Source organism: Streptomyces shenzhenensis, from assembly GCF_003688995.1.
GTDB classification, from domain to species: Bacteria; Actinomycetota; Actinomycetes; order Streptomycetales; family Streptomycetaceae; genus Streptomyces; species Streptomyces shenzhenensis_A.
In genome coordinates, this window is sequence record NZ_PENI01000001.1 from 517,156 (window position 1) to 531,057 (window position 13,902).

At 71.4% G+C, this 13,902-nt stretch carries 14 protein-coding genes and 1 pseudogene; 7 read left to right on the top strand and 8 right to left on the bottom strand.

Annotated features, from left to right (window positions below):
* Positions 1 to 492: 492 nt before the first annotated feature.
* Complete coding sequence (locus CTZ28_RS02185; protein WP_121887450.1) at positions 493 to 711, bottom strand: hypothetical protein; 219 nt, start codon at positions 709 to 711, stop codon at positions 493 to 495.
* Positions 712 to 1,007: 296 nt separating this feature from the next.
* Between CTZ28_RS02185 and CTZ28_RS02190 the strand changes: the two genes are divergently transcribed.
* Positions 1,008 to 2,249 carry a helix-turn-helix domain-containing protein gene (locus tag CTZ28_RS02190; RefSeq protein ID WP_121887451.1) on the top strand — a complete coding sequence of 414 codons (1,242 nt, stop codon included), beginning with the start codon at positions 1,008 to 1,010 and terminating at the stop codon, positions 2,247 to 2,249.
* 55 nt (positions 2,250 to 2,304) lie between these two features.
* On the opposite strand, the gene CTZ28_RS02195 is transcribed toward CTZ28_RS02190, so the two are convergent.
* Positions 2,305 to 3,438 carry a helix-turn-helix domain-containing protein gene (locus tag CTZ28_RS02195; protein ID WP_183154214.1) on the bottom strand — a complete coding sequence of 378 codons (1,134 nt, stop codon included), beginning with the start codon at positions 3,436 to 3,438 and terminating at the stop codon, positions 2,305 to 2,307.
* Between the two features lie 160 nt (positions 3,439 to 3,598).
* On the opposite strand from CTZ28_RS02195, the gene CTZ28_RS02200 reads away from it, so the two are divergent.
* The 4 genes and pseudogenes from CTZ28_RS02200 to CTZ28_RS47960 all read left to right on the top strand — a co-directional run.
* Positions 3,599 to 4,021 carry an ATP-binding protein gene (locus tag CTZ28_RS02200; RefSeq protein ID WP_121887453.1) on the top strand — a complete coding sequence of 141 codons (423 nt, stop codon included), beginning with the start codon at positions 3,599 to 3,601 and terminating at the stop codon, positions 4,019 to 4,021.
* A 203-nt stretch (positions 4,022 to 4,224) separates the two neighbouring features.
* Positions 4,225 to 4,590 carry an NUDIX domain-containing protein gene (locus CTZ28_RS02205; protein ID WP_121887454.1) on the top strand — a complete coding sequence of 122 codons (366 nt, stop codon included), beginning with the start codon at positions 4,225 to 4,227 and terminating at the stop codon, positions 4,588 to 4,590.
* Positions 4,591 to 4,877: 287 nt separating this feature from the next.
* Positions 4,878 to 5,072: a DUF397 domain-containing protein gene (locus CTZ28_RS02215; RefSeq protein WP_121887455.1), complete on the top strand. Its 195-nt coding sequence runs from the start codon at positions 4,878 to 4,880 to the stop codon at positions 5,070 to 5,072.
* A 5-nt stretch (positions 5,073 to 5,077) separates the two neighbouring features.
* Positions 5,078 to 5,179 (top strand): annotated as a pseudogene (locus tag CTZ28_RS47960) (DUF397 domain-containing protein); the annotation flags it as partial.
* Positions 5,180 to 5,223: 44 nt separating this feature from the next.
* Here CTZ28_RS47960 and CTZ28_RS02225 read toward each other — a convergent pair.
* From CTZ28_RS02225 to CTZ28_RS02250, 6 genes are all read right to left on the bottom strand, one after another.
* Positions 5,224 to 5,685, bottom strand: a complete 462-nt coding sequence (locus tag CTZ28_RS02225) for a helix-turn-helix domain-containing protein (RefSeq protein ID WP_121887456.1) — start codon at positions 5,683 to 5,685, stop codon at positions 5,224 to 5,226.
* Positions 5,682 to 6,176 (bottom strand): MarR family winged helix-turn-helix transcriptional regulator, encoded by a 495-nt coding sequence (locus tag CTZ28_RS02230; protein ID WP_121887457.1) that lies wholly within the window; start codon positions 6,174 to 6,176, stop codon positions 5,682 to 5,684. Before CTZ28_RS02230 ends, CTZ28_RS02225 begins: the two co-directional genes overlap by 4 nt.
* A 126-nt stretch (positions 6,177 to 6,302) precedes the next feature.
* On the bottom strand, positions 6,303 to 7,478 hold the full coding sequence (locus CTZ28_RS02235) for a hypothetical protein (protein WP_121887458.1): 1,176 nt from the start codon (positions 7,476 to 7,478) through the stop codon (positions 6,303 to 6,305).
* Positions 7,479 to 7,536: 58 nt separating this feature from the next.
* The gene (locus tag CTZ28_RS02240) at positions 7,537 to 8,475 is read right to left on the bottom strand and encodes an N-acetylneuraminate synthase family protein (RefSeq protein ID WP_121887459.1); all 939 of its coding nucleotides are present in this window, start codon (positions 8,473 to 8,475) and stop codon (positions 7,537 to 7,539) included.
* Between the two features lie 12 nt (positions 8,476 to 8,487).
* Positions 8,488 to 9,849: an N-acylneuraminate cytidylyltransferase gene (locus CTZ28_RS02245; RefSeq protein WP_121887460.1), complete on the bottom strand. Its 1,362-nt coding sequence runs from the start codon at positions 9,847 to 9,849 to the stop codon at positions 8,488 to 8,490.
* 32 nt (positions 9,850 to 9,881) lie between these two features.
* Positions 9,882 to 11,234 (bottom strand): DUF6716 putative glycosyltransferase, encoded by a 1,353-nt coding sequence (locus CTZ28_RS02250; RefSeq protein ID WP_121887461.1) that lies wholly within the window; start codon positions 11,232 to 11,234, stop codon positions 9,882 to 9,884.
* Positions 11,235 to 11,432: 198 nt separating this feature from the next.
* On the opposite strand from CTZ28_RS02250, the gene CTZ28_RS02255 reads away from it, so the two are divergent.
* Together CTZ28_RS02255 and CTZ28_RS02260 are read left to right on the top strand one after the other, a co-directional pair.
* Positions 11,433 to 12,413, top strand: coding sequence for a glycosyltransferase family 2 protein (locus tag CTZ28_RS02255; RefSeq protein WP_121887462.1), 981 nt, complete (start codon positions 11,433 to 11,435; stop codon positions 12,411 to 12,413).
* On the top strand, positions 12,410 to 13,753 hold the full coding sequence (locus CTZ28_RS02260; RefSeq protein ID WP_121887463.1) for a polysialyltransferase family glycosyltransferase: 1,344 nt from the start codon (positions 12,410 to 12,412) through the stop codon (positions 13,751 to 13,753). The genes CTZ28_RS02255 and CTZ28_RS02260 overlap by 4 nt, the downstream gene beginning before the upstream one ends.
* Positions 13,754 to 13,902 lie beyond the last annotated feature (149 nt).

Consider the following 13,902-nt stretch of genomic DNA (forward strand, 5'->3'; position numbering starts at 1 on the left):
CGCTCTCCCGCAGTTCCTCGCCGGTCCTGGTCGCCTCCGGCCACATGACAGGACGAGGGGCGGTGGCCAGGGGATGCGTCTGTTACCGAGCGCGGACACTTCCGGGGGAGTTCGCGGACAACTCGACCGGGCTGAGCGGCTCTTAGGGCACCGTCGCCGTACAAACTGGGGTCACCTGTGGTGGGGCGGGCCGGTGCGTGGGGCGTCTCCCCATGGCGCGGTCCAGGACAGCCGCGAGCGCGGGCGATCTCGGGCCGGAGCAGTTTCGTGCCACCGGGCGTTCTTCTCCCGGTGGCGGGCTGCCAATGGCGGCGTGTTCACGATCAGGCGGGTGAGACGCCGGGTGCGATCGTCGTGGGCTTCGTACTGCTCGATCAGCAGATCGAGCGCGCGCCGCGTGGCGACCCAGGCCGCGTCACGCAGGCGCTCACCGGACTCGACGCCGATAGTGACGAACCCGGTGCGGCCGGCGCCGCCGGTTCACGGCAGCCCTCACGGTGATTTCTGCCTCCGGGACTGCATGTACACGGCCCTCGCATGGGCACAGGCCACGGCGACCGAGGCGAAGCCCGGAGGCGCCAGCTCGGCACAGCCGGGATGCGCCCAGTACGCCCAGCCCGGCCCGCTGGCGGCCTCCTCATGACCGAGGTGGACGGCGGCGCCCAGGCCGGTGGTCGTCTCCTCGCAGACACGGCACATGTGAACGATCACTGCCCTCCGGCACGGCGGGCCGGCACGAGTACGGCTTTCGCCTGCGGCCCCGGGCCGAGCAGCAGGGCCGCCGTGGCCCGCATCGTGGCAACGTCCGGCGGGGTTTGTTCCTGCCCTGCCGCGGCAGGCGGGCGGGCTGTAGCTTTCACGTGTCGGCGCTCCCTCAAAGCGTTGGCCACGGTCGCGGGGGTCCGGCATTTCCGGAAGCTCCATCGAATCGTTCGGGGCAGAACCGGGAGAGGAGCCGCGCAGGGGGCCAGGGAGGGGCCACACTCGAAGGGAGAGGGGGCCGACGGATGAAGGATGCACGGCGACGGCAGTTCGGGGCGTACTTGGCACGGCTGAGGCACGATGCTCATAAGAGTCAGAGGCAGCTTGCCGCCATGCTGTGCATCGTCTCGGACACGCAGTCACTCACGCGGAACGACGTCTCCCGATGGGAGCGCGGAGGACGCATTCCGGATTCCTGGCTCCCGTTCATCGCGGAAGTCCTGGGAGCTCCTGCCGTAGAGCTGGAACGGGCCGCTGCCTACGCCCGAGGTGAGTTGGAAGCAACTCCGTTCGGGGCCGCCGTGGTCCTCGCGGAGCTGATCCCGCCCGGTGATGCACTCACACCACTGCCCACCCCGATCGGCCGCCGCGTCGGCGGCGATGACGTGGCACGCCTCGCCGCCCGCGTGCACGGCTTCCGGCTCGCTGACGACGTACTGGCCGGGGGCGACCTCTTGGCGCCCGTATTCCGGGAACTCAATGCGGCAATGCGGCTGTACCGCGAGAGCACACACACGGAAGCCGTCGCCGGCGCACTGCTGACCCAGGTCGGCGAACTGGCCCAGATCGCTGGATGGATCGCCAGCGACGCCGGGCAGCACGCACAGGCTGAGCGCGCGTATCGCATCGGGATCGAAGCGGCACGGCAGGCGGATGATCCCCCGCTGGTGGCGAACCTCGCAGGAAGCCTTGCCTACCAACTCAGCAATACCGGACACGAGCGCGCCGGGCTTGATCTCGCCCGTGCTGCCGTGGACGAAGCCGGGCGGGACGCCCCCGCCAAGACGCGTGCGTTGTTCTTTGACCGCGTGGCGTGGGCTCATACGCGCGCCGGAGAGGCGCAGCCCGCCATGCAGGCACTCGGGCAGGCGCACGACGCACTCGCAGAAGCCGACGACAGGGCGCCTCAGTGGGCGTACTGGGTGAGCAGGGAAGAGCTTGAGGTGATGGACGCCCGGGTCTTCACCGAACTGCACCGTCCGTTGCGCGCGGTTCCGTTGTTGGCCGACGTTCTGAGTCGGTACGACGCCACGCACGCACGAGAGGTCGTCTTGTACCGCTCATGGCTTGCCGTGGCCCTTGCCGACGCCAACGAACCGGAGCAGGCAGCCGAGGAAGCCCGACGTGTCGTCTCCGCGTCGGTGAACATGTCGAGCGACCGCACCGCGTCACGGGCTCGTGTCGTACTTCATCGGCTCCGGGATTTTGCGGGAGTGCCCGAGGTTCGCAACTTGCTTCACGATCACGGACATCTGCTCAGCGCATAGGGGCGGCTGCGGCGCGGCCGTTGCTGTCTGAGCGGAACTTCCCGCTGTGCAAGGCCTATCCGGCAGCCGCCACCTCGTGTGCGGTGTCCGCGAGCCATGACGGGGCGTCCCGGTCGATGGCGCGCAGCGTGGACCGCAGGCGGACGCGGGTCCGGGACGACGTGACCGCGCGCAAGATCGGTTCGAGCCGCAGCAGCGGCGCTTCGGCCTCCCGCCACACTCGGAGCTGCACCAGAGCGGTCAGCTCCGCAAGCACGTTGCCGAACTCCCGGCGGCCCCCGTCGCGAGAGGCCGCCGAACTGCGCCGGAGGTGCGGCAGCGCCGCGCGCGGGTCTCCGAGGCTCAGCAGCGTTTCCCCGGTGTGCAGGCCCACTTCGGTGGTGTCGATCCACCACGTGAATGCGGGGTCGTTGGCCTGTATCGAGTCCTGGAGCCCCCCTGTGGCCCGCTCCAGGGCGGAAAGGGCGCGCGTCCGGTCTCCGGCCTGCGCGAGGCTGCGCGCGCGCCGTACGCGGGCCATGAGCGCCACGCGGCCGGGCACCTCGCGGCCGGTCAGCATCTCGTCCGTGATCGCCATCGCCTCACCGGCACGGCCGGTGTGCACGTCGATCATGGCGATCAGGTCCAGGATGAACCACTCCAGCGGGCCGTCCCCGGCAAGACGGGCCAGGGTGTGCGCCTCCGCGAGCGTGGCGCGTGCCTCGCGGAACCGGGCGGCGTCGTGGAGCAGCCACCCGGCCACTTCCCCGATCTCCGCCACCTGGGCGAGGTGCTGCTTGTCCTCACCCGTGATCCGGCCCCGTTCGGCCTCCCACACCCGCACGGCGGCGTCCGCCACGTGATCCCCGCCGTGGCGGTTGTCGTGGGCGAGCAGCCACCCCACGGCGTCCTGCACGTAGGTGTCCGGCTCCCGGTCCGGGCACCCTGGCTGCTCTGCTTCCCCCCGGGCCCGCGCGGCTCCCCGCTCCAGGCCGTCCAGCGGCACCCCGAGCACCTGCGCGAGTGGCGGTAACCACGCATCCGGGATGCGCCCGCCGCGCTCCCACCGGGAGACTTCGTTGCGCGTCAGTGTGGCGATACCGGCGGTGACGCACAGCCGGAGCGCCAGCGAGCGCTGCGAGAGGCCCGCGCTCTTGCGCAGACCCGCCAGGTGAGCGCCGAACTGGGCGCGTCTCGCTTGGTCGTTCATGCAGTGCCTCCCAGCTACCACGCTACCCGCGCCGGCCCCTCCCCTGGCCCCCTGAACGGCCCCTCCCCCCGAACAGGAACACCGGTTACCTGAACGCACAGCGCCCCGGCGACCGTGCGACCGGCCCCGGGGCTTGGCCGATCTGAAAGAGCAGACCGACATGCGGCAACTCACAACCTGGGCTCGGTCTACAGGGCACCCCGGGTACAGCGAGACCCTGCCGAGAGAACCCGAGAGCGCCGCCACCGCCCGTCGCCTGGTCCGCGCCTCCCTCTCTGTCTGGGAGTTGGACGAGCTGGCCGACGACACGGCCGTCATCGTCTCCGAGCTGGTGGCCAACGCGGTCCAGCACGCCCGGCGGGAGTCCATTCGGATCACGATCGAGCGGCCCGGCGCGGCGCTGGTGCGCATCGGCGTCGTGGACTTCTCCAGGGTGCGGCCGAAGCGCAGGATGCCGGGCCCCGGGGACGTGAACGGGCGCGGCCTGGCACTCGTGGACGAACTGGCGCAGGACTGGGGTACCGAGCTGCTGCCGTGGGGCAAGCGGGTCTGGGCAGAGCTGCACGGGAAGGACGAGGGATGAGCACGCGCGCAGTGATCCGGCACGAGACGCGCACCACACCTTCCGTGAGGTCATCTCAAGGCTTGTCGGACGTTCGCCACTCGTTGACGGCACCCCGTCGTGCGGGAGTTCTCCGTGCGGGTCGGGGTAGGGAAGCAGGGCCCGGTTGTACGGTTCTCGTCGGCCGGAGGGCCGGGACGGCGCCGGGGAAGGGAGGGCGAGCCATGACGCTGGAGCGGGCTGCTGCGGGCACGGTGGAGGCGGTCGTCGGGTACGACGGCCGGCTGCTGCTGGTGCGACGGCCGGACGGCTGGGGGCTGCCCTCGGGCACCCCCGAACCGGCCGAGACGGCCGAGGCCACCGCGGCGCGCGTCGTCCACGAACTGACCGGTTACCTCGTGGACGGCTCCCAGACGCTGGAGCCGGAGGACACGGTGTCGGCCGTGGTGTGCCAGTTGCTGGCCGAGGCCCCGTCGGACGGCGCCCGTCTCCCACCGGAAGAGATCCGCTGGACCCCCTTCACAGACACCGCGGACGCCGCCCTCTCCGCGGTTGTCCGCAACTACCTGGCCGGACACACACCCGTGTGACGACTCCGGGCACGACGGTGGGCAGTCGCGCGGCCTCACGGGATCAACGTGCCCCTTCGACCTGGAGCGCTTCGCCGACCTGGGCGCCGCCCTGATGTACGCGGGTAGCGCCGTCCCGCAACTGGACACCGTCGTACGGGACGGCCCCACGGCACGGTCTTCATCGGATCCGAAGCGTAACTGGGCGTATTCCGAGGGCATTTCCATAGAGCGGAGCCAGTGTCACTCGACCCTGACCGGTCGCGTGATCTCATCCACAAGCTGGCCAGAGAACTGTGAGGCGTTCGGTGATCGCTCCCGACAATTGGCGGAAGTCTTCCTACAGCGGCAGCGGCGACGGCAACGCCTGTGTGGAGATAGCCCAGACACCCTTCAGCACCTCGGTGCGCGACTCCAAGACCCCCACCAGAGCCGCCCTCACCTTCCCCGCCCGCGCCTTCAGGGCATTCATCGAGGACTTGAAGGAACATCCCCACCGCTGACCTGCGTGGAAGTCGCCGACCTGGACACCCACATGGCCGTCCGCGACTCCAAGACACCCGCCCGAGCCGTCCTCACCTTCCCCACCCCCGCCTTCGCCGCCTTCGTCGAGGGCTTGAAGGCCGTCGCTGACCCCCGTGAAGCAACCACACCTCACCTGGGCCTGGCCAGCGCCGCGAGTTCCGCGTTGGCGCGTTCCCTGACCAGGGTGAGGACGCGGCCCGCGGCGGCCAGGTCCTCGGCGGGGATCCCGCCCCAGATGCGGGCGGTGATGGGCGCGGTCTCCGCGCTGACCGCGGGGACCAGTTCGCGCCCCGCGTCCGTGGGGCGAAGATGCGCGCCGTCCGCGACGAGCAGCTGCTTGGCGAGCAGTTCGTCGAGCGTGGCGCGGATGTCGGCCGGATCGGCCTTGAGGGCGACCCGGACCTGGGCGATGAGATCGTCCGGCGTCTGCGGGGCGTCGGCGGTGACGGCGGCGCGCAACGCCATCTGCTGCTGAAATGTGACGCCGTGCCGGGCCAGGACGTGCTCCAGGACGCCGCGGGCGGCGTAGTGGGCCAGGCCGAGGGCGCGGGCGTCGGCGAGCGGTGCGGCGGTGGATGCGGTGGAAGTCATGGCGTTGTCCCCTGAGTGCTCTCGTCGTTCGGTACGGATGGCGCGAGAGGTGCGTCGAGCAGGGTCGTCAGCTCGTCGGTGAACGCGCGTGCCCGCGGGGCGTCGAGGCCGCCGAGCGGCTCCAGCAGTTGCTGAAGCAGTTCCTGGACCACCGCGATGGCCTGCCGCGTGACGGTCCGGCCCCGTTCGGTGAGGGCGAGCTGTACGGCGCGCGGGTCACGGGGATCGCGGGTGCGCTCGATGAGACCGGCCGACTCCAGGGCGCGCGCCAGCTTGGAGACGTACAGCGCCTCCAGGCCGGTGTGGTCGGCGAGCCGGCGCTGACTGGGCCGTTCCCCGGCGCGCTGCATGCCGTACAGGGACGCGACCACTGAGTACTGGGCGTGGGTCAGGCCCAGCGGAGCCACCGCGCGATCGACCGCGACGCGCCACTTGTTGGCGAGCCGCCACACCAGAAATCCGGGCGTGGGACCCGGCGAACCCTTGCTCATGCCAAATAGAGTACATAGCTACTATGTACATGGCTACTATTTTGCGACAGTGCCGGAAGGCGGCCTGCGTACGCGACCACCTGGACGGCGCACCCGGGCATGACGACTCCGGGCACGCCCCATGCCTCAGGCCAGGGCCACCGCTGTCAGGCGGTGGATGTCTTTTGCTGTGTCTGTCACGCCGGACAGGAAGCCCTGGGCCCGGGGGGAGGCGTGGTCCGTGAGCCAGGTGGGGTCGATGTCGCAGACGGCGATGCGGACACCGGTGCCGGCCAGCGCCAGCGGGAGGGTGTGGACCACCGTGGACGGGAAGCTCAGGACCGTGCGGCCGATCGGGCCGCGCCGGGCGATCAGCTCCAGCGGGAGGTCGGGCCGGACGATCTCCAGGCCGGTCTCCGCGGCGAGCCGGTGCAGCTTCTCCGTGCTCTCGCGGCGGTGCGCGAAGTAGCGGGCGGCACCGTGCGCCTTGGCGAGGCCCCGCACGGCCTCCAGGTAGCGGTCGCCGTCCACGACGCCGGTCTCCACCAGTGACGTCCCGACCATGTCGGCGCCCTTGGTGATGCGCGGCGGGCCGAACCGGGACCGGGTCCAGCCGAAGTCGTTGGTGGTGACCGCGACCCCGTCCGGGATCTCCTCGACCGGCATGGACGAGAACACCTCCACCCGGCGGCCGGCCCGCGGCGTCAGCCGGCGCCGGGCCGAGGAGGAGACCGGCGCGAACAGCAGGTCGCGCGGCCCGGGCCGGCCGCCCTTGCGGTGCCAGCGCACCAGCCGCTCGCCGCGCGCGAGCTGGGCGACAAACTCCATCGTCGCGGTGCCGTCGTCGACGACCACGAGGTCCCGGGCCCGGGTGATGGTCAGCAGCAGCTGTACGTAACGGGAGAACGGGTCCCCCATGACGATCCGGTCCGCCCGGCGCAGCGCCCCGGCGAGCCCGCCGATGGTCTGGAAGGGCGCGGTCGTACCGCCCCGCGCCTCCTCCCAGCGCACCTCGTACCCCTCGTCCCGGGCCAGGTCCGCCATGCGCCGCAGTTGTCCGCGGGTCATCGGGTCGGTCGGGGACAGCACGACGACCGTCAGTTCCGCGGCGGCCTGTGGCGCGGAGCCGTCCACGGTGCGCCGTGCCTGGGGCGGCACGGCCGGGATGGGCGCCGGCGCGCCCGCGCCGGACGCCGGTGCCCCGGGCACTCCGCGCAGGGCATGGGTGTGCGCCCACTCCAGTACGTTCAGCAGTTGTACCGGGCTCTCCACGAAGGCGAGGGTGCGAAGGCTGGGGCCGGCGTTACCGGCGCGGCGGTTCATCGACGTACGACCGTCCCGTGAGGCGTTCGGCTGGGAACCAAGGCGGACTCGGGCGGGGTCAGACCGTGACCGGCTCGCCGGCCGCAGCGGCGATCTCCGCCTCGGCCACGGCACCGGCGACCCGGCGCAGCTTCTTCATGGGGCCGAGCTCGGAGTCGTAGACCTTCTTGACACCGTCGCCGAGCGACGCCTCGATGATCCGGATGTCGCGCACCAGGCGCACGAGGCCCTGCGGCTCCACCGAGGCGGCCTGGTCCGAACCCCACATGGCGCGGTCCAGGGTGATGTGGCGCTCGACGAACGTGGCGCCGAGGGCGACGGCGGCCAGCGTGGTCTGCAGACCGGTCTCGTGGCCGGAGTAGCCGATCGGGACGTTCGGGTACTCCTGCTGCAGCGTGTTGATCACGCGCAGGTTCAGCTCCTCGGCCTTGGCCGGGTAGGTGGAGGTGGCGTGGCAGAGCAGGATGTTGTCGCTGCCGAGGACCTCGACGGCGTGCCGGATCTGCTTCGGGGTCGACATACCGGTGGAGAGGATGACCGTGCGGCCGGTGGCGCGCAGGGCGCGCAGCAGCTCGTCGTCCGTGAGGGAGGCGGAGGCGACCTTGTGGGCCGGGACGTCGAACTTCTCCAGGAAGGCGACCGCCTCGGTGTCCCACGGGGACGCGAACCAGTCGATGCCCTTCTCCTTGCAGTACTCGTCGATCTTGCGGTAGTCGTCCTCACCGAACTCGACGCGGTGGCGGTAGTCGATGTAGGTCATCCGGCCCCAGGGCGTGTCGCGCTCGATGTCCCACTGGTCGCGCGGGGTGCAGATCTCCGGGGTGCGCTTCTGGAACTTGACGGCGTCGCAGCCGGCCTCGGCGGCGACGTCGATCAGCTTGAAGGCGTTGTCGAGGTCACCGTTGTGGTTGATGCCGATCTCGCCGGTGATGTAGACGGGGCGGCCGGGGCCGGCCTCACGCGAACCGAAGCTACGGATGCGGGAGTTGGTGCTCATCAGGGGATGTCCTTACTTGGTGAGGGAATCGAGAGAGGGGCCGAGGATCCAGCTGGCGATCTCTCGGATGGCGCCGTCACCGCCGGCGACGGTGGTGACCGCGCGTGCGGCGCCGCGCACGACGTCGTGGGCGCTCGCGACCGCCACGGGCCAGCCCACGAGGGCGAAGCACGGGAGGTCATTGACGTCGTTGCCGACGTAGAGCACGCGCTCGGGCGCGATGCCCTGCTCCTCGCACCACTGCTTGAGGGCGAGGTCCTTCCGGTCGATGCCGTGCAGCACCGGGATCTGCAGCTTCCGGGCTCGGGCCGCGACGACCGGGTTCTGCTCCGTGGACAGGATCAGCATCTTCAGGCCGCTCCTGCGGAGCGCGGCGATGCCGAGTCCGTCCCCGCGGTGCACGGTGACGAATTCCCGTCCGTCGGCGTCGATCTGCACCCGGTCGTCGGTCTGGGTGCCGTCGAAGTCGAGGACGACCGCGTCGATGTCCTCGGCCGCGGGGAGGTGGGCGGGGGAATCCGCGGCAGAGGTGCCGACGGGGGTCCCCCCTGCTTGAGCGGAGTCGAAATCCTGGGGGAGCTCCGCGTCGAAGAGCGGGGCGAGGGCCCGGGCGCGGGCAAGGTCGTGCGGGTCGTCGATCTCCAGCACCCGGGCCGGGTCGGTGCGGACCAGTTCGGTGTGGCCGAAGAAGCGGTGCCGGTGCTCGCGGAACCCGGCGGCGTCCATGGCGTACGCGGCGCCGGTCTCCAGCAGGTCTTGGGGGCGGTCCTGGCGGCGCGGGCGGAACGACTTGTCGTGGTTGACGCCGTAACCGCCCTCGGTGGCGGTGGAGTGGGTGACGCGGGTGGCCCCGCCGGCCGTCTGCTCGCGGGCGGGCTCCACGGCGACCGGGTCGTCGCCCGCGTCCCGCCAGATGAAGCCGTGGAAGGGGGCCACCGTCACCGCGGTGTCGGCGCCGTTCTCGACGACGGCCGCCGCGACCCCGTCCACGTCCTCGCGGAACAGGAACGGGCTGGTGCACTGTACGAGCAGGACGACGTCCACGGCGGTGCCGTGCAGCGCCTCGTGGGCGTCCATCGCGTGCAGCACGGCGGCCTCGGAGGTGGCGGTGTCGCCGGCGATGGCGGCGGGCCGCAGCACGACCTCGGCGCCGGCCTGCCGGGCGGCCGCCGCGATGGCCTGGTCGTCGGTGGACACGACGACGTCGGTGACCAACCGGGAGGACCGGCACGCGTGCACCGCGCGGGCCACCAGCGGTACCCCGCCGACGGGCGCGAGGTTCTTGGCGGGCACGCCCTTGGAGCCGCCGCGCGCGGGGATCACGGCGAGCACGCGGCGCACCGAAGTACCCTGGCCCGCTGGGGAGTTGGACATGGGCTCTCCTCCTTGACGCGGGATCCGGTCGCTCACAGCTCTCCCATTCGTCGGATCACAGGTGCCACCCGCTGGACGCCGTGGCGGTAGGCGCCGCGCGCCGCCCGGCGCACGATCTGGCGGACCGGGCCCGGCGCCTTGTCGGCGGCGGGCGCGCCGGGCAGCGGGGTGCCGTCCGGGCCGAGGTGGTGGCGGGCGAGGATCCCCGGCAGATAGCCGGGCGCGGTCTCGCTCGTGTAGTAGGGGTTCAGCGGCGGCAGTCCGCCGGGCCGGTCCAGCAGCCGGGTGATGCGGTGCCGGGCGGCGTCGAAGGCCGTGTCGTAGGTGCCGTCGGCGGCGACGCCCTGCCGGGCCACCCACTCGGGCTCGGGCTCGGGACGGTGGCCGGCGTCCAGCTGGTCCCAGGAGGCGAGGCAGCCGGAGCCGACGAAGTGGTGGTTGCCGAGCATCTCGCGGACCCCGAGGTCGGTCAGGACGACCGTGGGGATGCGGCGGTGCAGTGACTCCAGCGCGGCCGTCGAGCTGATGGTGACCAGCAGGTCGGTGCGGTCGAGGACCTCGCCCATGTGCCCGTACACCAGGCGGAAGTTGGCGGGCAGTTCACGGCTCTGCGCCAGCTTCTGGTAGGGCAGTTCCTCGATGTGCGTGGTGTGCTCGCCCGGCCGGGAGCGCAGCTTCAGCAGCACCTCGCGGTCGGGGAACGCCCGCGCGTGCCGGATCAGCCGGTCGAGCAGGTACGTACGGTCCTTGCGGCTCACCGGGACCGAGGGCTGGGCCGCGAACACGACGGTGTAGGGCCTGCCGTCCGGCTCCGTGGCGGGCGCGGGCTCGCCGGCGTAGGGCGTGCCGCCGAGGAACGGCAGCGCCACCTCGGTCACGCAGGAGGCGTCGGCGCCCACGCCCTCGTACACGGCACGGAAGCGGTCCGCGTCCTGACGGGAGTTGGCGAGGACGAGGTCGGCGCCGTGCCGCAGCAGCAGGCCGTCGGCGAGCTTCTCGTAGACGACGCCGACATAGCCGGTGACGACGACGGGCCGCTCGGCGCGGTCCGCCCAGACCCGCCGCAGGCCGTGCAGCATGGCCTGCACGCCGCCGCCCACGAGGGCGAGGACGAGGACGTCGTACGACTTGTCGTTCATGGCGCGCAGGAACTCGACGGCGGTCACCTCGCGCAGGGAGTCGGCGTGCACGCCGACCTCACGCAGCTGGCGGGCGGTGGGGGTGGCGCGACCTCGCAGCAGATAGCCGTCGAGGCGGATGCCCGACCCGGTGGGCTCGGCGGCGCCGCCCGCGATGCGGCTCGCGGTGAGGGCGCCCCATTTCCACCGGGTGTCGGAATCCGCGAGCACGGCGACCCGCAGGGACTTCGTTGCACTTACTGGCACGCCGAAGACGCTAGGAAGCCATTCCTAGGTTCCGCCCAACCCGAATACAACAAACGGTTAACAGCACATCGACGGATGGCGAATCAGGCCGGGAACCGGCGGGAAAAAGTCCCGGTTCACGGCTTCGACACACGTCGTTCACCTGATATCAAGGCGGCGGTCAAGACGAATCACGGGCCTCGTCCTAACGTCCCCTGTGTGGTCAAGCTCTCCGTCATCGTGCCGTTCTACAACGTCCAGCAATACGTGCCGGACACGCTCAGAAGCCTGCGTGCGAACGCCCGTGAGGACTTCGAATTCATTCTCGTCGACGACTGCTCCACCGACGGGACGCCAGAGATCCTCGCGCGCGCGGAGCGCGAACTGCCAGGCGCGGTACATGTCAGACACGAGAAGAACGGGGGTCTGGCGACCGCGCGCAACACCGGCATCGACCGGGCCCGCGGCACGTATCTGACGTTCCTGGACGGCGACGACTGGCTCGCCCCCGGCTACTACCCCCGGCTCGTCGCCACCATGGACGAACTGGGCTGCGACTTCCTGCGTACCGACCATGTGCAGTGCACGGCGCGGGCGCGCACGGTGCACCGGGTACCGCACGGCCGGCGCAACGTGGTGCTGCGCCCGCGCGACGCCATCCTGCCCACCCACCGGACCACGTCCGTCGACTACGCCTACGCCTGGGCGGGCGTGTACCACCGTCGGCTGGTCGACCGCGGCCTGCTGCACTTCACCGACGGGCTGCGCACGGCCGAGGACCGGCCGTGGATCTGGAAGCTGCACCGGGAGGCGGAGTCGTTCGCGGTGACCAGCCTGCTCGGCGTCTTCTACCGGCGCGGGGTGGCCTCGTCGCTGACGCAGATCGGGGACGCCCGGCAGCTCGACTTCATCCGCGCGTTCGACCAGGTGATCGAGGACACGGCCCAGGACGCCGAGGCGGCGGCGCTGCTGCCGAAGGCCGTGCGCACCTACTGCGCCATCATTTCCCATCATCTCGGTTCCATCGAAAGGTTCGAGGCTCCCGTGGCCCGGAAACTGAAGGTAATGAGCGCGGCCGCACTGCGGCGGATGCCGCAGGACCTGCTCGACGACGCGCTGGCCTCGATGGACGCCGAGCGGGCCACCCGACTGCGCCGGCTGCGCCGCCGTTCCGCGTCGGGCGCGGAGGTGGCGGCGTGACCACGCAGATCTTCATGGTGTCGACGCTGTACGGCACCGCGACGCTGGCCGCCGCCCTGGACGCGGGCTGCTTCACGGCGGCCGACCGGCGCATCCTGCTGGTGGCCAACAACGCGGCGACGCCGGAGACGACACCGGCCGTGGACGAGATGCCCGGGTTCGAGCTGCTGCGCGGCCGGTTCGACGACGTGCTGTCGTGGAACGAGGCCATCTCCCCCTTCCATCCCGCGGGCTGGGCGCCGCGCCTGGAGGACCTCCCCCTGTGGGAGCGGTATCTGCGGCTGGCCTGGCGGCTGGGGGACGACGATGTGGCCTTCGCCATGGAGTCGATCCAGGTCAATCCGTCGCTCGGCGTGGCGCAGATCTTCACCGACGCTCCGGTCACCGTCTACGCGGACGGGCTGATGAGCTACGGCCCCACCCGCTCCAAGATCGACCCGCTGGTCGGCACGCGCGTGGAGCGGCTGCTCCACCTCGACCTGGTGCCCGGGCTGAAGCCGCTGCTGCTGAGCGAGTTCGACGTCCCGCCGGAGCTGGTGCCGACCGCGGCGTTCACCAAGGTGCTGGCGGAACTGACAGAACTGGCAGCCACCAGCGCCGGACTGCCGGATGTCGAGGAGCCCGCCCTCCTGCTGGGCCAGTACCTGTCGGCGCTGGGCATCCTCTCCGCGGACGAGGAGGAGCACCTGCACGTCCGGATGCTGAAGGGCGCCGCCGGCCTCGGTCACACCCGGATGGTGTTCAAGCCGCATCCCACGGCACCGGCCCGGTTCGCCCGCACCCTGGAGCAGGAGGCCGAGAAGCTGGGCGTGGAGCTCACGGTCCTGGACACGCCGGTCCTGGCCGAGGTGCTGTACCAGCGGATGCGCCCGGCTCTGGTCGTCGGCTGCTTCTCCACGGCCCTGTTCACCGCGTCCGCGCTGTACGGCCTGCCGGTGGCCCGCGTGGGCACCGACACCCTGCTGGACCGGCTGACGCCGTACGAGAACAGCAACCGCGTCCCCGTCACCATCGTGGACGCGCTGCTGCCGGAACCGTCCGACGCCTCGGCGGTCACCGAGGGGCGGCGCGGCATGGACGCCGACGCGCTGGGCCGGCTGGTGCGGGCCGTCGGCTTCGCGATGCAGCCCAAGGTGCTGCCCGAGCTGCGGCCGGCGGCCGAGGAATATCTGCGCGGCAGCCTGAACGCCCATACCTGGCGGTACTTCAAGAGGCGGCGGCTCACCTCCCTGGGGCTGCCCGGTGGCATCCCGGAACGCCTGTCGTTCCTGCCGCGGAACGCCACCGCGCGCAAGATGGTGCGACGGGCGCGGGCGATCCGGCGCTCGATCAAACGATGAGGTGATCCCGCCACCGCAGCGGGCGGGCGGCGGCCGCACGGCCGTGCCGTCCTGCGGTGCACCGCACCCTCGCCGATCACCCGCGCGAGGGCAATTGTTCATCCGGCGTCCATCGAAGCGATGCCTGCGAAGCGTCGTGCTGGTGGACA